At 66.3% G+C, this 18,097-nt stretch carries 15 protein-coding genes and 1 pseudogene; 10 read left to right on the top strand and 6 right to left on the bottom strand.

Going from position 1 to position 18,097, the window contains the following annotated elements:
- Nucleotides 1-152 precede the first annotated feature (152 nt).
- The 3 genes from UB43_RS14985 to UB43_RS14995 all read left to right on the top strand — a co-directional run bounded on the left by UB43_RS14985 (nt 153) and on the right by UB43_RS14995 (nt 5,141).
- Nucleotides 153-1,442, top strand: coding sequence for a TolC family outer membrane protein (locus tag UB43_RS14985; RefSeq protein ID WP_371318950.1), 1,290 nt, complete (start codon nt 153-155; stop codon nt 1,440-1,442).
- Nucleotides 1,443-1,620: 178 nt separating this feature from the next.
- Nucleotides 1,621-3,783: a type I secretion system permease/ATPase gene (locus tag UB43_RS14990; RefSeq protein ID WP_045212310.1), complete on the top strand. Its 2,163-nt coding sequence runs from the start codon at nt 1,621-1,623 to the stop codon at nt 3,781-3,783.
- Nucleotides 3,784-3,788: 5 nt separating this feature from the next.
- A complete protein-coding gene (locus UB43_RS14995; RefSeq protein ID WP_045212550.1) occupies nt 3,789-5,141 on the top strand; it encodes an HlyD family type I secretion periplasmic adaptor subunit in 1,353 nt (450 codons plus the stop codon).
- 80 nt (nt 5,142-5,221) lie between these two features.
- Here the strand turns inward: UB43_RS14995 and soxR are convergent, their stop codons facing one another.
- Nucleotides 5,222-5,683 carry a redox-sensitive transcriptional activator SoxR gene (soxR, locus tag UB43_RS15000; protein ID WP_045212313.1) on the bottom strand — a complete coding sequence of 154 codons (462 nt, stop codon included), beginning with the start codon at nt 5,681-5,683 and terminating at the stop codon, nt 5,222-5,224.
- A 74-nt stretch (nt 5,684-5,757) separates the two neighbouring features.
- Here soxR and UB43_RS15005 point away from each other — a divergent pair, with 74 nt between their 5' ends.
- Entirely contained in the window at nt 5,758-6,105 is a 348-nt protein-coding gene (locus tag UB43_RS15005; RefSeq protein WP_045212315.1) for a hypothetical protein, read from the top strand.
- Between the two features lie 113 nt (nt 6,106-6,218).
- Here the strand turns inward: UB43_RS15005 and UB43_RS15010 are convergent, their stop codons facing one another.
- The 4 genes and pseudogenes from UB43_RS15010 to UB43_RS15025 all read right to left on the bottom strand — a co-directional run bounded on the left by UB43_RS15010 (nt 6,219) and on the right by UB43_RS15025 (nt 10,205).
- Nucleotides 6,219-6,662 (bottom strand): acetyltransferase, encoded by a 444-nt coding sequence (locus UB43_RS15010; protein ID WP_045212317.1) that lies wholly within the window; start codon nt 6,660-6,662, stop codon nt 6,219-6,221.
- A 178-nt stretch (nt 6,663-6,840) separates the two neighbouring features.
- Nucleotides 6,841-8,451: pseudogene (locus UB43_RS15015) on the bottom strand (ABC-F family ATP-binding cassette domain-containing protein).
- Nucleotides 8,452-8,712: 261 nt separating this feature from the next.
- Nucleotides 8,713-9,312, bottom strand: a complete 600-nt coding sequence (locus UB43_RS15020) for a tRNA-uridine aminocarboxypropyltransferase (RefSeq protein ID WP_045212320.1) — start codon at nt 9,310-9,312, stop codon at nt 8,713-8,715.
- Nucleotides 9,309-10,205 (bottom strand): LysR family transcriptional regulator, encoded by an 897-nt coding sequence (locus UB43_RS15025; protein ID WP_024765259.1) that lies wholly within the window; start codon nt 10,203-10,205, stop codon nt 9,309-9,311. The genes UB43_RS15020 and UB43_RS15025 overlap by 4 nt, the downstream gene beginning before the upstream one ends.
- A 287-nt stretch (nt 10,206-10,492) precedes the next feature.
- Here UB43_RS15025 and speB point away from each other — a divergent pair, with 287 nt between their 5' ends.
- The 6 genes from speB (at nt 10,493) to UB43_RS15055 (ending at nt 17,807) form a co-directional block, all read left to right on the top strand.
- A complete protein-coding gene (speB, locus tag UB43_RS15030; protein ID WP_045212323.1) occupies nt 10,493-11,452 on the top strand; it encodes an agmatinase in 960 nt (319 codons plus the stop codon).
- A gap of 16 nt (nt 11,453-11,468) precedes the next feature.
- A complete protein-coding gene (locus UB43_RS15035; protein ID WP_045212325.1) occupies nt 11,469-11,879 on the top strand; it encodes a nuclear transport factor 2 family protein in 411 nt (136 codons plus the stop codon).
- A 25-nt stretch (nt 11,880-11,904) separates the two neighbouring features.
- Nucleotides 11,905-13,419 carry a cytosine permease gene (locus UB43_RS15040; protein ID WP_045212327.1) on the top strand — a complete coding sequence of 505 codons (1,515 nt, stop codon included), beginning with the start codon at nt 11,905-11,907 and terminating at the stop codon, nt 13,417-13,419.
- 131 nt (nt 13,420-13,550) lie between these two features.
- Nucleotides 13,551-14,930 carry a sodium:solute symporter gene (locus UB43_RS15045; RefSeq protein ID WP_045212329.1) on the top strand — a complete coding sequence of 460 codons (1,380 nt, stop codon included), beginning with the start codon at nt 13,551-13,553 and terminating at the stop codon, nt 14,928-14,930.
- Nucleotides 14,931-15,045: 115 nt separating this feature from the next.
- On the top strand, nt 15,046-16,647 hold the full coding sequence (locus UB43_RS15050; protein WP_045212331.1) for a 5-guanidino-2-oxopentanoate decarboxylase: 1,602 nt from the start codon (nt 15,046-15,048) through the stop codon (nt 16,645-16,647).
- Between the two features lie 434 nt (nt 16,648-17,081).
- The gene (locus UB43_RS15055; RefSeq protein ID WP_045212333.1) at nt 17,082-17,807 is read left to right on the top strand and encodes an MBL fold metallo-hydrolase; all 726 of its coding nucleotides are present in this window, start codon (nt 17,082-17,084) and stop codon (nt 17,805-17,807) included.
- Between the two features lie 74 nt (nt 17,808-17,881).
- Here UB43_RS15055 and UB43_RS30080 read toward each other — a convergent pair whose 3' ends face one another.
- A complete protein-coding gene (locus UB43_RS30080) occupies nt 17,882-18,016 on the bottom strand; it encodes a PA1414 family protein (protein WP_256205164.1) in 135 nt (44 codons plus the stop codon).
- Nucleotides 18,017-18,097 lie beyond the last annotated feature (81 nt).

Genomic DNA, 18,097 nt, shown 5'->3' on the forward strand with positions numbered 1-18,097 from the left:
GCGTGAAACGCTTGATAAGAGAAAAAAGCCAATAAATTGGCGATCCAAGAGCATCGAAGTACGAGAACACCAGGAGCAAAGCCATGCGCAGTCGTAACGCGGCACTATGGAGCGGTGTATTTTTGGCGGTGGCGGGGACCCATGGGCAGGCCATGACCCTGACTGAAGCTATACAAAGCACGCTGCAATACCACCCGGAAATCAGTCAGAGCGTGAACAGTCGCCTGACCGCGGATGAAGAACTCAAGTTTGCCAGGGGAGGTTATCTGCCAACCGTCGATCTCGTGGCCGGTTACGGCCGGGAGAACACCGACAGCCCGACCACGCGCGCGGCGGGCAATCACAACGATGAAACCCTGACCCGCGGTGATGCGGAAATCCGTCTGCGGCAGATGCTGTTCGACGGCTTCGGCACCCCCAACGAGGTCAAGCGCAACGAGTCCAACGTCAACTCCAAGGCCTTCCGTATCCTCGGCACCTCGGAAACCGCCGCCCTGCGCACCGTCGAGGTCTACCTCGATGTGCTCAAGCGCCGCGAGATGGTGGCGCTGGCCAAGAACAACCTGCAGGCCCACGAACGTATCGGCGATCAGATCCGCCTGCGCAGCGAGCGCGGCGTCGGTTCCACCGCCGATAACGACCAGGCCATCGCACGTCTGGCCCTGGCGCAGAACAACCTCTACACCGAGGAAGTGAACCTGGCCGATGCCGAGGCCAGCTTCTATAGCGCCACCGGCCGCATGCCGGACCAGCTGGAGGCTCCCTCCACGGTCAAGGCCGAGGTTCCGCCGGACCTGCTGGTCGCCCGGCAGAACATGCTCAGCGACAACCCGCTGCTGAAATCGGCTCAGGCCGACGTCAACGCCGCCGAAGCCCAGTACGAAGCCGCCAAGGCGCCGTTCTACCCGCGCTTCGACGCCGAACTGGCGAAGGCGGCCAACAACAACGTCGACGGTGACGAAGGCCACTACAACAGCTGGGAAGCCCAGGTGGTGATGCGCTACAACCTGTTCAACGGGATGCGCGACAAGGCCCACCTGAACGCCACCTCGCACCAGATCAACGAGGCCCAGGACATCCGCAACAACGCGCTGCGGCTGCTCAACGAGAACCTCTCGCTGGCCTGGGACGCGATGGAAAACGCCAAGAAGCAGACCCAGCCGGCCCGCGAGTACGCCGACTACACCCGCAAGGTGCGCGAGGCCTACCAGCAACAGTTCACCCTCGGCCAGCGCACCCTGCTCGACCTGCTGGACAGCGAGAACGAACTGTTCACCGCCAACCGTCGCTACACCGAGGTCCGCTACACCGAGGAATACTCGATGTACCGCGTGCTCGGCAGCATGGGTTACCTGCTCAAGTCGCAGCATGTGGTGGCGCCGCACGAAGCCGTGGCGCTGTCGGATGTGAAGAACGAGGCACGCCTGCCTGACCTGAAATAAGAAAGTCGCTCGCGTCCGTCACTCAGCCCCGCGCCGCCCGGTGTCGGGGCGACGGCCGTGAAGCGATACGACGGGGCACGGAATACCCGACGACCGGCCTGGCCCGGCGAGCACCTGCAAGTGTTCGCCGGATGCCGCCGGCGCGGGTCGGCCCGGCCCGGGAGGAAGTAGCGTGACCATGATCATCCAGGAGCGCGGCACACCCGCGCCGGGCGATCCGCGCCTGAGCCATGACGACCCCCTGCTCGACGGACTGCTGATCCTCTGCCGCCTGCATGGCTGCGCAGTGAGCCGCAACAGCCTGTCCGCCGGCCTGCCGTTGCGCGACCAGCGACTCTCCGCCGCCCTCCTGCCGCGCGCCGCCGCCCGTGCCGGCCTGCAGGGCCGGTTGCTGCGCCGGGAACTGCGCAACATCTCCAGCCTGAACCTGCCGGTCCTGCTGCTGCTCAATGACGGCCGCAGCGCCGTGCTGCGCCAATGGCGCGAAGACGGCCAGGCGCTGATCCTGCCCTGCGAGACCGAAGGCGGCGAACAGGCCGTCGGCGCCGACGAGCTGGCCGCCCAGTACAGCGGCCAGGCCCTCTTCGCCCGCCCGCGTCACGAGCTGGAAGCGGCGCGCAAACCGCTGGTGCCACGCGTCGAAGCCTGGTTCCGCGACACCCTGCGGCTGTCGCGCTGGCTCTATACGGACGCCCTGGTCGCCAGCCTGCTGATCAACCTGCTGGGCATGCTGGTGCCGTTGTTCGTCATGCAGACCTACGACCGCGTGGTGCCCAACCAGGCGCTGTCGACCCTCTGGGTGCTCGCCGCCGGCCTGCTGATCGGCACGTTGTTCGAGCTGCTGCTGCGGGTGCTGCGCTCCAACCTGCTGGACATGGCCGGCAAGAAGACCGACGTGGTCCTCTCCGCCACCCTGTTCGAACGCATCACCGGCATGTCGCTCAAGGCCAAGCCGGAGACCGTCGGCGGCTTTGCACAGAGCATCCATGACTTCCAGGGCCTGCGCGAATTCCTCACCGCGCTGACCCTGACCAGCCTGATCGACCTGCCCTTCTCGCTCTTGATGATCCTGGTCATCGGCCTGCTCGGCGGCTGGCTGGTGGCCGTGCCGCTGCTGGCCTTCCCCATCACCATCGTGTTCGCCCTGATCATCCAGAGCCGCCTGCGCGATACCGTGCAGAAAAGCCTGACCCTCGGCGCCGAACGCCAGGCCCTGCTGATCGAAACCCTCGGCGGCCTGGAAACCCTCAAGGCCTGCGGCGCCGAAAGCGAGCGGCAGTACCGCTGGGAGTCCACCCACGGCGCCCTGGCGCGGCTGGACAACCACGCGCGCTTCCTCTCCGCGCTGGCCACCAACGGCACCCTGTTCCTCCAGCAGTTCGCCGGCCTGGCGATGATCTGCGCCGGGGTCTACAGCATCCTCGACGGCAACCTCAGCGTCGGCGCACTGGTCGCCAGCTACATGCTCAACAGCCGCGTGCTCGCCCCGCTGGGGCAGATCGCCGGACTGATCACCCGCTACCAGCAGGCGCGCCTGACCATGAAGAGCACCGACGCGCTGATGGAGTTGCCGCAGGAGCGCCAGGCCCGCCAGCGCCCGCTGGAGCGCACCCAGCTGCACGGCGCGCTGGAAGTCCGCCAGCTGAGCTTCAGCTACCCGGAGCAGACGACCCCGGCGCTGAACCACGTCAGCCTGCGCATGGCCCCCGGCGAGAAGATCGGCATCATCGGCAAGAGCGGCTCGGGCAAGAGCACCTTCGGCCGCCTGCTGATGGGCTTCTATCATCCGGACGAAGGACAGATCCTGCTCGACGGCCTGGACCTGCGCCAACTCGATGTCTCCGACCTGCGCCAGCAGATCGGCTACGTGGCCCATGACCTGCCGCTGCTGGCCGGCAGCCTGCGCGACAACCTGACCCTCGGCGCGCGCTACGTCAGCGACGCGCGGATGCTCGAAGTGGCCGAGCTGACCGGTGTCAGCGAACTGGCCCGGCAACACCCGGCCGGCTTCGACCGCCCGGTGGGCGAACGCGGCCAGCTGCTCTCCGGCGGCCAGCGCCAGGCCGTGCTGATGGCCCGCGCGATGCTGCTCGACCCACCGATCCTGCTGCTCGACGAACCCACCAGCGCCATGGACAACAGCAGCGAGGAGATCCTGCGCAAGCGCCTGCACGAGGCCTGCCGCGACAAGACCCTGCTGCTGGTCACCCACCGCACCTCGATGCTCAGCCTGGTCGACCGCCTGCTGGTGCTCGACAGCGGCCGTATCGTCGCCGACGGCCCGAAAGACGCGGTCATCGAAGCATTGCGCAAGGGCCACGTCGGCCCGGCAGCGGGGTAATGGCCATGCACTTTTCGCAATCGATCCGCGGCTACCTGGGCGGCAACGGCGCCCGCGACACCGAATTCATGCCCGAGGTCCAGGGCACCCTGCTGGAAGACTCGCCCAACGCCACGCGCATCACCCTCTGGGCGGCGCTCGGCCTGCTGGTGGCGGCCATCACCTGGGCCTACTTCGCCGATATCGAGGAAGTGACCAAGGGCGAAGGCAAGGCCATCCCCTCCTCCAAGGTGCAGACCATCCAGAACCTGGAGGGCGGCATCGTTTCGGAAATCTTCGTCCGCGAGGGGCAGGTGGTGAACAAGGGCCAGCCGCTGCTGCGCCTGGACGACACCCGCTTTTCCTCCAACAAGGGCGAGACCGAGGCCGACCGCAACTCCCTGGAAGCCCGCGTCGAACGCCTGAGCGCGGAAGCCGAAGGGCGCGAGCCGGTGTTCACCGACGACCTGAAGAAAGCCGCGCCGCAGGTGGTGGAAGACCAGCTGGCGCTCTACCAGACCCGCATGCAGCGGCAGAGCAGCGAGCTGAACATCCTTCAGGAACAGCTGCGGCAGAAGGGCCAGGAGCTGCAGGAGTTCCGCGCCAAGACCCAGCAGTACCGCTCGAGCCTCGGGCTGGTGCAGCAGGAGATCAACATGTCCGAGCCGCTGGTGAAGGCCGGCGCGGTGTCCCCGGTGGAGCTGCTGCGCCTGCGCCGCAGCGCGGTGGAAATCAATGGCGACCTCAACGCCACCAACCTCGCCATTCCCCGCGCCGAGGCGGCGGTGAACGAGATCCAGCGCAAGGTGGAAGAGTCGAAACTGGGCTTTCGCAGTGATGCGCTGAAGGAGCTCAACGACGTCCGCACCGACCTCAACAAGCTCACCGCCACCAGCCGCGCGATTGACGACAAGGTCAACCGCACCCTGGTGGTCGCGCCCCTGCGCGGCATCGTCAAGCAGCTCAAGGTCAACACCATTGGCGGCGTGGTGCAGCCGGGCAACGACATGGTGGAAATCGTCCCGCTGGAGGACAACCTGCTGGTGGAAGCGCGGGTGCGCCCGCAGGACATCGCCTTCCTCCACCCCGGCCAGCCGGCCACGGTGAAGTTCACCGCCTACGACTACACCATCTACGGCGGGCTCAAGGCCAAGCTGGAAGTGATCAGCGCCGACACCATCACCGACGACAAGGGCAACAGCTTCTACATGATCCAGGTGCGCACCGACAAGAACCACCTGGGCACCGACGCCAAGCCCCTGCTGATCATCCCCGGCATGGTGGCGACGGTGGACATCATCACCGGCGAGAAGAGCGTGCTGGACTACATCCTGAAGCCGGTGCTGAAGGCGCGGTGGGAGGCACTGCGGGAGCGGTAAGCCCAGCGTTCGCGAGCAAGCTCGCTCCTACAGTTGCCGGGTGCTTCATGTAGGAGCGAGCTTGCTCGCGAAACCCTCCATCACTCATCCCCCCGCCAATGCGCCCCCGGCCCCTCCTCCGCCAGCTTGTCCCCCGGATTGCGCAACGGGCAGGCCTCCATCGACAAACACCCGCAGCCGATGCAGCCGTCGAGCTGATCGCGCAGCAGCAGCAATTTCTCGATCCGCTCGTTCAGGTCGTCCCGCCAGCGCGCCGACAAGCGCGCCCAGTCCGCTGCCGACGGGTTGTGCCCTTTCGGCAGCGAGCCCAACGCCTCGGCGATCTCACCCAGGGGAATGCCGACCCGTTGTGCGACCTTGATCACCGCCACCCTGCGCAGCGTGTCGCGGGAATAGCGGCGCTGGTTGCCGGCGTTGCGCGAGCTGCTGATCAAGCCCTTGGCCTCGTAGAAGTGCAGCGCGGAAACGGCCACGCCAGCGCGCTTGGCCAGCTCGCCGACGCTCAGCTCGCGGTGCATGGAGCAGGAAGAAGATTCTTTCATGGGCTATTGACCTCAACTTAAGTTGAGGTTTTACCCTCGCCAGGCATTCGGTTCAAGCCAGGGAGCCCAGGAACATGACGCAACCCGCCCCGATCACCGCCCATGCCTGCGTGGACAACCCGCACTTCATCCTGCAGATCGAGATCGACGTACCGCCCCAGCAACGCCCGCACATTGCCGCGCGGCTGTGCGATTACCTGTCGCACCTGCAGGAGCTGTTCTACCGGCGCCCCGGCTACCTCGCCAGCGAGCTGCATGCCGAAGGCGAGCCGCAGCGCCTGGTCGGCCGCCTGCACTGGCGCCGCCAGGAAGACTGGGAAGCCGCCTGGGATTGCCGCAGCACCGCCAGCGACCTGTTCGCCGACAGCCTGCTCAAGCTCGGCGCACGGAGCATCCGCTTCGGCAGCCGCGAAATCACCTGAACCTGTAGGAGCGTGCCGTGCACGCGATGGCGGACAACGTCCGCCACGATGCCAGACTCCATGAGGTGCCGGCCGGATCGCGGGCATGGCCCGCTCCTACAGGGAAATGCAGGTTATGGGCTGCCCGGCAGGCTCATGTGCAGCAGCGGGAATGGTCTTCCTTCGCCATCGTGGGAAGAACGCCCGGTCTGGACGAAGCCGTAGTGCCGATAGAACCCCACGGCGGGAGGATTCTGTTCATTGACATCGACACTCAGTGTGCCGCGCATTTCACGCGTGAAATCGAGCAGCGCACGGCCCAGGCCGCGCCCTCGGCAATCCGGGTCGATGAAGAGCATCTCCACATGGCTGTCGTTGAGCCCGATGAAACCCAGCGGCCGGTCAGCATCGTCCACCGCCACCCAGACCTCGACGGCGGGCAGGTAGAGGTCGCGGACCTGGGGCAGCAGAGCATCGATGTCCGACGCCTGGAGGAAGTGGTGGGTCGCGCGCACGGCGCCCAGCCAGATATCGAGCAGCCGCGGGTTGTCCGCAGCGATGCGTTGGCGAATGAGCATGAATTCATCCTGATTCAGCAGATCACGAAGGGATGGCGCACCACGCAGGGTGGCAGCCGTTGGAGCGTCGGCAGCATGAATGCCCGCTTCGCGAATCAACGCCTGGGCGGGTCACGGCAGAGGCAGCCGGAAAGAGAGGAGAGTCGATCCTACCCAGCCCTTCCCGACCGGTAAAGCCTCACTCGGATAGCCAGCGCCAGCCGCCCTCCGCGCATTCCAGCCGCGCCTCCAGGCCCAGCCGTCCCAGCAACGCCTCGTCATGGGAGACCACCAGCAGCGCGCCCCGGTACTGACGCAGCAGGTTTTCCAGCGCCTCGCGGGACGGCAGGTCAAGGTGGTTGTCCGGCTCGTCCAGGAGCAGCAGTTGCGCCGGCTGCTCGGCGTAGAGTTCGCAGGCCAGCGCCGCTTTCAGCCGCTCGCCGCCGCTGAGCAGCGCACTGGGCAACTCGACCCGCGCCGCCGGCAAACCCAGCTGCGCCAATCGGGTGCGCAACACCGCAGAGTCCGCCACGCGATTGCGCTCCTGTAGCTGCTCGAGCACCGAACGCTCGGGCGCCAGCGCGGCCAGATGCTGATCCAGATAGGCACTGCGCACCTTCACTTCGCAGGAGCCAGCGACGGGACCGAGTACACCGGCAATCACCTTGAGCAGGGTCGACTTGCCGCTGCCGTTGCGCCCAGTGACCGCCACACGGCGCGGCCCGTTCAACTGCAAGTCCAGCGGCGCGGCGTTGCCGTATGGCAGGCGCAGCGACTCCAGCAGCAATACCCCACGGGACTCGGGCAGCTCGCAGTCCGGCGCATTCAGGAGCACCGCGCTGTCCTCGCGCAACTGCTCGAAAGCCTCGCTCACCTCCCGCGCCAGCCGTTGCCGACGCTCGTCATGCTGCGTGGCCAGGCGCGCGATGCTGGTCTGGCTGCGCTCCTTCTGCCGGTCGACGAGTATCTTCGCCTGATTGGCTTCCTTTGCTTCCTTGCGCCCCTTCGCCTGCCGATGTTCCTGGCGCTCGCGCTGCTCCTGCATGGCGTGCTGCTGGCGATCACGCTCCAGCTTGCGCCGCTGCAACTCGCGCTGGGCGTTGTCCTGCTCCTGCCGGCGCACCTCTCGGTAGAAGGCGTAGCCACCGGAGTAGCTGCGCAGTCCAGCCGACGACAGCTCGACGATGCGTTGCATGTCGTCGAGCAACAGGCGGTCATGGCTGATCAGGATCAGGCCGCCACGCCAGCGTTGCAGTTGCTCACGCAAGGCCTCGCGCCCGGCGCGATCCAGATGGTTGCTCGGCTCGTCGAGAATCAGCCAGTCCGCGCCGCTGAGCCAGGCGCCAAGCAGCGCAACCCGTGTGCACTAGCCGCCACTGAGGCGCGAGGCGGGCGTATCCGGCAGCAGATGGGCGAGCCCGGCCGCCGACAGTTCCGCCTCCAGCCGGGCTCGGATGTCCCAGTGGCCGTCGAGGCACTCGAAGTCCGCCGGATCGACGCCACCGGCTTCGACACGCGCCAGCGCCTCCAGCAGCGGTCGTACGCCGGCCAACTCCGCGACGCTGCCGAACGCCTGTGGCTCGAGGCGCTGCGGCAGGTAATGCACCGGCCCGGAGAGCAGGCAACGGCCAGCGCTGGCAGCCAGCTCGCCCGCCATGATCCGCGCCAGCACGGACTTGCCCACGCCATTGCGCCCGACCAGCGCGGTACGACGGTCGTCGAAGGTTTCGTTGAGGTCGCTCAGCAGCAGCTCGCCGCAGGGCAATTGGAAAGAGACGCCTTGCAGCGCCAGGGTAAACGGGCTCGTCATGCGCAGGTCCAGATTGATGCCGGAATTCCCCTGGGAACGGGCCAGGGAAGGAAACGGGCCGTGAAACCACGGCGGCATCAATTGCGCATCGGACGAACACCTCGCGAAGGGGAATGAGGGGCGCAGTATAACGAACCTGCGGTGCCCCGTGACACGTCCGGCCTGCCGGCCGGTTCGCGGGCATGGCCCGCTCCTACGGGGGAGGTGTCGCGCGGGGCTGTAGGAGCGTGCCATGCACGCGATGGCGGACAAGGTCCGCCTTCAGGACGAGGAACGCGGCCCGTGGTTGCGCAGGAAGGTCTCCTCGCCCATCGCGGCGATCTGCCCTTCGATCAGTGCCTCGAACGGGCGCAGCAGGTCGGCGTGGGACTGCGGCGCATCCAGCGCATCGAGCGCATGCACCACTGCCTCGATGGTCGACAGCGCACCTTCGGCCGGCGCCTTGCGCAGGCGGTAGCGCGAAGTCAGCCCTTCAGGGAGAACGACACGCGGCAGCGCGGCGAGGTTCGGGTTGAGGTGCAGCAGCTTGCGCGCCTTGCGCCAGGTGCCGTCGGGGACGACCAGCAGGCGTGGTTTATCCACAGGCTGCGCGGCCAGATCAGCCAGACCCACAGCGGCTTCGCCGGGGAACAATAGCCAGGCGTCCCAGGCGGAAAGGTCCAGCTCACTGAAATCCTCGCCAACCTTCAGCTCCGCATTGGCCAGGCCAAGCGCCGCCAGACGCGCAGTGTTCAGCGCATGACCGACCTCGCTCGGATGCTGCAACAGCAGGACGCGGGTGCGGTTATCCACACGGGGAATCAGCGCACACAGGCAATGATCCAGCGGGCGCTCACAGCGCGGGCAACGGGCGCGGCTCATGACTGGCTCGGCTGGGTGCGCAGCAGGTCGCGGAAGTTCTGGATCAGCGGCTCGCGGGAACGGCCGCGGCGCAGGATCAACGAGAACGGCGCCTGGTAGCCGAAGGTCGCCGGCAGCAGCGCGCGCAGGCGGCCCTGCTCCACCCAGGGATGGGCGTAGTGCTCGGGCAGGTAGCCGATGTAGCCGCCGGAAAGGATCAGGATCAGCTGCGCCTCCATACTCTCCACGGTGCCGGCGCTGTGCTTGAAGCCGTGCCGCGCCAGCTCCGCCTGGCTCCAGTAGCCGCGGCCGACCATGCGCTGCTGGGTGATCAGCTCGGCGGGGATGCGCCGTCCGTCGAACAGCGGGTGGCGGTCGCTGCAGTACAGCCAGTGCTGCTCTCTATAAAGAGGCTGGTAGACCAGGCCGTTCATCCGGCTGAAGAACGAGCCGATGGCCAGGTCCAGGCGGTTGTCCAGCACCGCCAGCTGCAACTCGTACGGGCTCTGCACCTGCAAGTGCAGGTGCACCGCGGGGTGCAGGCTGCTGAAGGAGCCGATCACATCCGCCAGCGGCAGCGCCGGGTCACTCACGGTGGAGTCCAGCACGCCGAGGTTCAGGGTGCCGCGCAGCTCCCCCTTGAGCGTCGCCGCATAGCGCTCGAAGCCTTCCAGTTCGCCGAGGATGCGCAGGGTTTCCTGGTGGAACAGCTCGCCCTTGCTGGTCAGGCCGAAGCCGCCACGTCCACGGTGGCAGAGCACGATGCCCAACTGGTTCTCCAGTTGGCTCATGTAGGTGCTGATCGCCGAAGTCGACAGGTTCAGCTCCTGCTGGGCGGCGGCGAAGCCCTGGCTACGCACCACGCAGGCGAAAATCCGCAGCAGTTTGACGTCGGGCAATGCGCTCGCGCTCATGAAGACTCCGCAAAACCGCGGCCGGGCCGCTCTAGTTCAGTAGTTTCTATACCTGAAAAACGGATGATAGCAAGCCACCTATCTATTCAGGAACCGCAGGCCACAAGCCCGGCGAGCCGTCTGCTGCGGCAAGGTGGCGCAGTCTAGCGACCGTTATTAGTTTAGAAAACTCTGAAGTGATTATTTGTAGCCAGCGATTTTTTCCACTACCCGGCGTGGAGAGAATCCGGCCCCAGTATCAACAAGCCTGTTTCCACGAAGACAGCGATCAGCCTGAGGCCCTCCCCATGGACAAGAAACTTCACCAGCCCCTGGGCGGTAACGAAATGCCGCGTTTCGGCGGCATCGCCACCATGATGCGCCTGCCGCATATCCAGTCCCCCGAAGAGCTCAACCAGCTCGATGCCGCCTTCGTCGGCGTGCCCCTGGACATCGGCACCTCCCTGCGCTCCGGCACTCGTTTCGGGCCGCGCGAAATCCGCGCCGAGTCGGTGATGATCCGTCCCTACAACATGGCCACCGGCGCTGCGCCGTTCGACTCGCTGAACATCGCCGACATCGGTGACGTGGCGATCAACACCTTCAACCTGATGGAAGCCGTACGCATCATCGAAGAGGCGTACGACAAGATCCTCGACCACGGCATCCTCCCGCTGACCCTGGGCGGCGACCACACCATCACCCTGCCGATCCTGCGTGCCATCCACAAGAAGCACGGCAAGGTCGGCCTGGTCCACATCGACGCCCACGCCGATGTGAACGACCACATGTTCGGCGAGAAGATCGCCCACGGCACCACCTTCCGCCGCGCGGTGGAAGAAGGCCTGCTGGACTGCGACCGCGTGGTGCAGATCGGCCTGCGCGCTCAGGGCTACACCGCCGAAGACTTCAACTGGAGCCGCAAGCAGGGCTTCCGCGTGGTGCAGGCCGAAGAGTGCTGGCACAAGTCGCTGGAACCGCTGATGGCCGAAGTCCGCGAGAAAGTCGGCGGCGGCCCGGTTTACCTGTCCTTCGACATCGACGGTATCGACCCGGCCTGGGCACCCGGTACCGGCACCCCGGAAATCGGCGGCCTGACCACCATCCAGGCGATCGAGATCGTCCGTGGCTGCCAGGGCCTGGACATCATCGGCTGCGATCTGGTCGAGGTTTCTCCGCCCTACGACACCACCGGCAACACCTCATTGCTCGGCGCCAACCTGCTGTACGAAATGCTCTGCATCCTCCCGGGCGTAGAGCGCCGCTGAGCGCACGAGCACACCCATGAATAACGACGCCTGCGTAGCACAGGTGCTGGAGGCTGCCCGCGATCTCGTGGCAGCCTTCGCGCGCACCGACACCGAAGCCTACTTCGCCGCCTTCAGCGAAGACGCCTCCTTCATCTTCCACACCTGGCCGGTGCCGCTGCTGTCGCGCGCGGCTTATCGCGAAGTGTGGGAAGGCTGGCTGCGTGACGATGGTTTCGAGGTCCTTGACTGCCTTTCGAGCAACACCTTTGTGAGCCTGCAAGGCGAAGACGTGGCCGTGTTCTGCCACGACGTCGCCACGCGGCTGCGCATCCAGGGAGAGGAAAGCCTGAACCACGAACGGGAGACCATCGTCTTCCGCCGTGATCCGAAACAGGGCCGCTGGCTGGCCACACACGAGCACCTGTCACCGTCTCCGACGCCATAAAGACAGGGCTCCCCGGGAGGAAGTCATGGATAACAAGAACAACGCACACGCAATCACAACGATCGAGACATTCGGGGTCGAACAGATCCCGGATCACGAACGCAACGCCACGCCCACCGACCTGTTCCGCATGATCTTCGGTGGCGCCAACACCTTCGCCACCGCCGTGCTCGGCAGCTTCCCGGTGCTGTTCGGGCTGTCGTTCCAGGCCGGCGTCTGGGCCATCGTGCTCGGCGTGCTGGTCGGTTCGCTGATCCTCGCACCGATGGGCCTGTTCGGCCCGCTCAACGGCACCAACAACGCGGTCTCCTCGGGCGCCCACTTCGGCGTGCACGGGCGGATCGTCGGTTCGTTCCTGTCGCTGCTCACCGCCGTTGCCTTCTTCTCCCTCTCCGTGTGGAGCTCGGGCGATGCGCTGATCGGTGGCGCCAAGCGCCTGTTCGACCTGCCGGAAACCGACCTGACCCTGGGCCTGGCCTACGGCCTGTTCGCCGTGCTGGTGCTGATCGTCTGCATCTACGGCTTCCGCTTCATGCTGATGGTCAACAAGATCGCCGTATGGGCCGCGAGCCTGCTGTTCCTGCTCGGCCTGTTCGCCTTCTCCGGCCCGTTCGACGCTGGCTACGCCGGTACCGTGCAGATGGGCAGCGAAGGTTTCTGGGCCGCCTTCATCGGCGCCGCCCTGCTGGCCATGAGCAACCCGGTGTCCTTCGGTGCCTTCCTCGGTGACTGGGCGCGCTACATCCCGCGCCAGACCTCGCAGAAGCGCATCATGCTGGCGGTGATCTGCGCCCAGCTGGCCACCCTGATCCCGTTCCTGTTCGGCCTGGCCACCGCCACCATCGTCGCCGTCAACGCCCCGGACTACATCGCGCAGAACAACTACGTCGGTGGCCTGCTGGCCGTTTCGCCGAGCTGGTTCTTCCTGCCGGTGTGCCTGATCGCGGTGATCGGCGGCATGTCCACCGGCACCACCTCGCTGTACGGCACCGGCCTGGACATGTCCAGCGTGTTCCCGCGCCTGCTCAACCGCGTGCAGGCCACCCTGCTGATCGGCCTGCTGTCCATCGCCTTCATCTTCATCGGTCGCTTCGCCGCGAACCTGGTGCAGAGCGTGTCCACCTTCGCCGTGCTGATCATCACCTGCACCAGCCCCTGGATGGTGATCATGATCCTCGGCCTGATCATCCGCCGTGGCTTCTACCACGCCGATGACCTGCAGGTGTTCACCCGTGGCCAGGAAGGCGGCGCCTACTGGTTCCACAACGGCTGGAACTGGCGCGGCATGGGTGCCTGGATCCCGAGCGCGGCCCTGGGCCTGTGCTTCGTCAACCTGCCGGGCCAGTTCGTCGGCCCGCTGGGCAACCTGGCCGGCGGTATCGACATCAGCCTGCCGGTGACCCTCGGCATGGCCGCGCTGCTTTATATCGCCCTGCTGCGGACCTTCCCGGAACCCGCTGGCGTGTATGGCCCCAAGGGCCCGCGCTGGGTCGGCAGCCATGACCGCCCGGTGCGCAGCATCAGCGAGCCGACGGCCTGATCCAGGCTTCGCGGCCTGACGCGAAGTTCATTACCCGAAAGTCCCATCGGGCCGGTTGCCGCCGGTCCGATGCCCTACCGCACGCCACAAGCGCGCGGCAACAATGACAATGCAAGTGTGAGGAGCCGACCATGGCGTTAGATCTGATCGTCGTACTGATATATGCCGCTGGCATGTTGTGGCTGGGCTGGTACGGCATGCGCCGCGCCAAGACCCACGAAGACTACCTCGTGGCCGGCCGCAACCTCGGCCCGGCGTTCTACATGGGCACCATGGCCGCCACCGTCCTGGGCGGCGCCTCCACCGTGGGCACCGTGCGCCTGGGCTACGTCCACGGCATTTCCGGCTTCTGGCTGTGCGCCGCACTGGGCGCCGGCATCATCGCGCTGAACCTGTTCCTGGCCAAGCCGCTGCTCAAGCTGCGCATCTTCACCGTTACCCAGGTCCTGGAGCGTCGCTACAACCCCATGGCCCGCCAGGCTTCGGCGGTGATCATGTTCGCCTACGCGCTGATGATCGGCGTGGTTTCCACCCTGGCCATCGGCACCGTGATGCAGGTGCTGTTCGGCCTGCCGTTCTGGGTGTCCGTCCTGCTCGGCGGTGGCGTCGTGGTGATCTACTCCACCATCGGCGGCATGTGGTCGCTGACCCTGACCGACATCGTGCAGTTCATCATCAAGACCGTCGGCCTGATGTTCATCCTGCTGCCGATCTGCCTGCATCGTGTAGGCGGCTGGGACGAGCTGGTAGCCAAGCTGCCGAGCACCGCCTTCAGCTTCCACACCATCGGCTATGACACGATCATCACCTACTTCCTGATCTACTTCTTCGGCATCCTGATCGGCCAGGACATCTGGCAGCGCGTGTTCACCGCCCGCGACGAGAAGGTCACCAAGTACGCCGGCACCGCCGCAGGCGTGTACTGCGTGATCTACGGCCTGGTCGGCGCGCTGATCGGCATGTGCGCCAAGGTACTGCTGCCCGACCTGGACAACGTCAACAACGCCTTCGCCGCCATCGTCCAGTCCGCCCTGCCGGACGGCATCCGTGGCCTGGTGATCGCTGCTGCACTGGCTGCGATGATGTCCACCGCCAGCGCCGGCCTGCTCGCCGCTTCCACCACCATCACCGAAGACCTGCTGCCGATCTTCACCGGCCAGCGCTCCACCCGCCTGAGCCTGAACCGCATCTGCACCCTGCTGACCGGCATCCTGGTACTGGGCATCGCCCTGGTGGTGAACGACGTGATCAGCGCCCTGACCCTGGCGTACAACCTGCTGGTGGGCGGCATGCTGATTCCGCTGATCGGTGCCATCTACTGGAAGCGCGCCACCACTGCCGGCGCGATCACCAGCATGGCCCTGGGCTTCATCACCGCACTGGTGTTCATGCTCAAGGATGGCTTCGACGCCAACACCCCGATCTACTACAGCCTGGCCATCGGCCTGGTCAGCTTCATCGTCGTCAGCCTGCTGTCGCCCCGCCCGGCAGCGGTCGCCGACGCGGCCTGATCTAACGCTTGCGCAAGGCAAGAGGGCGCGGCGAGATGATCTCCGCGCCCTCTTTGCTTGATGGCCACGACTTCACACTAGACACGACCTCACCCACGAACAGTAAGGAACTGCCATGACCACCTGCGGCGAATTCCTCGTCAAGCAACTCGAAGCCTGGGGCGTCGATACCGTCTTCGGCATCCCCGGCGTGCACACCGTCGAGCTGTACCGCGGCCTGCCCCACAGCGGCATCCGCCACATCACCCCGCGCCACGAGCAGGGCGCCGGCTTCATGTCCGACGGCTACGCGCGCGTCACCGGCAAACCGGGCGTGTGCTTCATCATCACCGGCCCGGGCATGACCAACATCCTCACCGCCATGGGCCAGGCCTACGCCGACTCGATCCCCATGCTGGTGATCTCCAGCGTCAACGAGCGCTCGCGCCTGGCCCACGGCAACGGCTACCTGCACGAGCTGCCGAACCAGCGCGCCATGGTCGCCGGCGTCAGCGCCTTCAGCCACACGCTGATGAGCGTCGAGGAACTCCCCGCCGTGCTGGCCCGCGCCTTCGCCGTGTTCGACAGCGAGCGCCCGCGCCCGGTGCACATCGAACTGCCGCTGGACATCATCACCGCCCCGGCCGACCACATGCAGGTGCGCCCGCGCGTCCAGCTGGCCCGCCCTGCCCCGGCCCGCTCGCCGCTGCATGAAGCGGCCGCCAAGCTGGCCAAGGCGAAGAACCCGCTGCTGCTGCTCGGCGGCGGCTGCGTCGAAGCCCAGGCCGAAGCCCGCGCCCTGGCTATCGCACTGGACGCCCCGACCGCACAGACCATCAACGCCAAGGGCCTGCTGCAACCAGAACACCCGCTGCTGATCGGCAGCAACCAGTCGCTGGTGCCAGTCCGTGAACTCGCGCAGGATGCAGACGTGGTCCTGGCCATCGGCACCGAGCTGGGCGAGACCGACTACGACGTGGTGTTCGACGGCAACTTCAAGATCGGCGGCGAGCTGATCCGCATCGACATCGACCCGCAGCAGCTGATGCGCAACTACGCGCCGAGCATCGCCATCCACAGCGACGCCCGCACCGCCATGCGCGCCCTGCTCGAACTGCTGCCGGCCCGCCAGGCCGACGCCAATAGCCCCGGCGCCCAGCGCGCGGCCAAGGTACGCGCGCAACTGGCCGAGGACTTCAGCGGCTGGGCGCACTACCGCGAGCTGTTCGGCAAGATCCTCGAAGTACTGCCCGATGCGCGCTTCGTCGGCGACTCGACGCAAACCGTCTACAGCGGCAACCACCTGGTGGAACTGGACGGCGGTCGCCGCTGGTTCAACGCCTCCACCGGCTACGGCACCCTGGGCTACGGCCTGCCGGCCGCCATCGGCGCCAAGCTCGGCGAGCCGGGCCGCCCGGTGATCAGCCTGATGGGCGACGGCGGCCTGCAGTTCACCATGACCGAACTGGCCAGCGCCGTGGAAGCCAAGGTGGGCATCATCGTCCTGCTGTGGAACAACCACGGCTACGGCGAGATCAAGCGCTACATGGAACGCCGCGACATCACTCCGCTGGGCGTGGACATCTACACCCCGGACTTCCTCGCCATCGCCAAGGGCTTTGGTTGCGAAGCCGAACGCGCCCGCGACCACGCGCATTTGCAGGAACTGCTGCGCAACGCGCCGAGCGATCGCCCGCTGATCGTGGAAGTGATGGAGGCGGCGCCTTTCGCGCCTTGAGGTAATGGAGTGGGCCTGAGCCCCTCTCCCCTGCCCTCTCCCTGAAGGGAGAGGGAGCTTGTCCGTGCCGATGGGATGAGGGGTGCTTGCCGGCTAACGCTGGAATATCCGCACACTCCGGACGGTCCCCTCTCCCTTCAGGGAGAGGGTTAGGGAGAGGGAACGAATTACATCCCAGCACAACGAGCTCACCATCACCACCCTGCCCTCTCCCAGGGGGAGCGGGAACCCGCCAGAGCCGGGCGGCGGCGCAGCTACCGGCGACGCCGCTCCAATCCCCCCAGGCTCCGAACGGTTCCTTCTCCCCCTGGGAGAGGTTAGGGTGGGAACACCCTCTCATGTAGGAGCGAGCTTGCTCGCGAACGTCTCAGCTCACCGGGAGCCTGTTCGCGAGCAAGCTCGCTCCTACGAAAAGCCCCCGGAACAGGTCAACCATGAAGATCGTCACCCGCGACCGCTGGTTCGAGGTCCGTCACTGCTACGACGGCGTCAGCCTGATCCACGAGCCCTACGTCCGCCCCTTCTACCGCTGCAACATGTGGCATATCCAGGGCCGCGAGCGCGACGTGCTGGTGGACAGCGGCTCGGGCCTGGTCAGCCTGCGCGAACAGCTGCCCTGGCTCACCGACCGCCCGCTGCTGGCCGTGGCCAGCCACACCCATTTCGACCACATCGCCGGGCACCACGAGTTCGACGAGCGCCTGGTACACCCGGCCGAAGCCGACGTACTCGCCAGCCCCGATGGCGAACGCACCCTGGCCACTGCCTTCGTCGACGACCAGATGTTCGACGCGCACCCGGACTGCCCGCTGTGCTACGCCGAATACCGCGTCAAGGCGGCGCCGGCGACCCGCACCATCGATGAAGGCGACGTGCTCGATCTGGGCGACCGCACCCTGCAGGTGCTGCACACCCCCGGTCATTCGCCGGGCGGCATCAGCCTCTGGGAAGAGAAGACGCAGACGCTGTTCTCCGGCGACATCATCTACGACGGCCCGCTGATCGAGGACGCCTACCACTCCAACCTCGACGACTACGCCGCGAGCCTGGCGCGCCTGCGCGAGCTACCGGTGCGCACCGTGCACGGCGGGCACTTCGACAGCTTCTCCGGGGAGCGTTTGAAGGCAATGATCGACGACTGGTTCAAGGCCCACGAATGACAGGGCATCCGCCAGGACCCCATAAAAAAACCCGCCATCAGGCGGGTTTTTCTTTTGCGGTAGCGCAGGAGCCATCAGTAACGGCGGCGCTGCTCCATCAGGCGACGTTGCTCGTCGCTGCGGATCGGGATCGGTTGCAGACGTGGAGGCTCGATCAGGCCGAGCGTGACACCGAGTTTCCACGCAATGCTTTGCAGCCAGGCTTTCATGGATACCTCCTCGTTCGAATTCAGGTCGGGCGGCCCGTTACCACCATGGGCCGCCCTAGGAAGAATAGCCCGGCGTCCCAC

This window comes from Pseudomonas sp. 21, assembly GCF_000955805.1.
Taxonomy (GTDB): Bacteria; Pseudomonadota; Gammaproteobacteria; order Pseudomonadales; family Pseudomonadaceae; genus Pseudomonas.

Bases quoted from the DNA above. Each gene is read 5' to 3' on its own strand.
- UB43_RS14985 (WP_371318950.1), top strand. From the start codon at position 153: ATGACCCTGACTGAAGCTATACAAAGCACGCTGCAATACCACCCGGAA.
- UB43_RS14990 (WP_045212310.1), top strand. From the start codon at position 1,621: ATGATCATCCAGGAGCGCGGCACACCCGCGCCGGGCGATCCGCGCCTG.
- UB43_RS14995 (WP_045212550.1), top strand. From the start codon at position 3,789: ATGCACTTTTCGCAATCGATCCGCGGCTACCTGGGCGGCAACGGCGCC.
- soxR (WP_045212313.1), bottom strand. From the start codon at position 5,683: ATGAAAGAATCTTCTTCCTGCTCCATGCACCGCGAGCTGAGCGTCGGC.
- UB43_RS15005 (WP_045212315.1), top strand. From the start codon at position 5,758: ATGACGCAACCCGCCCCGATCACCGCCCATGCCTGCGTGGACAACCCG.
- UB43_RS15010 (WP_045212317.1), bottom strand. From the start codon at position 6,662: ATGCTCATTCGCCAACGCATCGCTGCGGACAACCCGCGGCTGCTCGAT.
- UB43_RS15020 (WP_045212320.1), bottom strand. From the start codon at position 9,312: ATGAGCCGCGCCCGTTGCCCGCGCTGTGAGCGCCCGCTGGATCATTGC.
- UB43_RS15025 (WP_024765259.1), bottom strand. From the start codon at position 10,205: ATGAGCGCGAGCGCATTGCCCGACGTCAAACTGCTGCGGATTTTCGCC.
- speB (WP_045212323.1), top strand. From the start codon at position 10,493: ATGGACAAGAAACTTCACCAGCCCCTGGGCGGTAACGAAATGCCGCGT.
- UB43_RS15035 (WP_045212325.1), top strand. From the start codon at position 11,469: ATGAATAACGACGCCTGCGTAGCACAGGTGCTGGAGGCTGCCCGCGAT.
- UB43_RS15040 (WP_045212327.1), top strand. From the start codon at position 11,905: ATGGATAACAAGAACAACGCACACGCAATCACAACGATCGAGACATTC.
- UB43_RS15045 (WP_045212329.1), top strand. From the start codon at position 13,551: ATGGCGTTAGATCTGATCGTCGTACTGATATATGCCGCTGGCATGTTG.
- UB43_RS15050 (WP_045212331.1), top strand. From the start codon at position 15,046: ATGACCACCTGCGGCGAATTCCTCGTCAAGCAACTCGAAGCCTGGGGC.
- UB43_RS15055 (WP_045212333.1), top strand. From the start codon at position 17,082: ATGAAGATCGTCACCCGCGACCGCTGGTTCGAGGTCCGTCACTGCTAC.
- UB43_RS30080 (WP_256205164.1), bottom strand. From the start codon at position 18,016: ATGAAAGCCTGGCTGCAAAGCATTGCGTGGAAACTCGGTGTCACGCTC.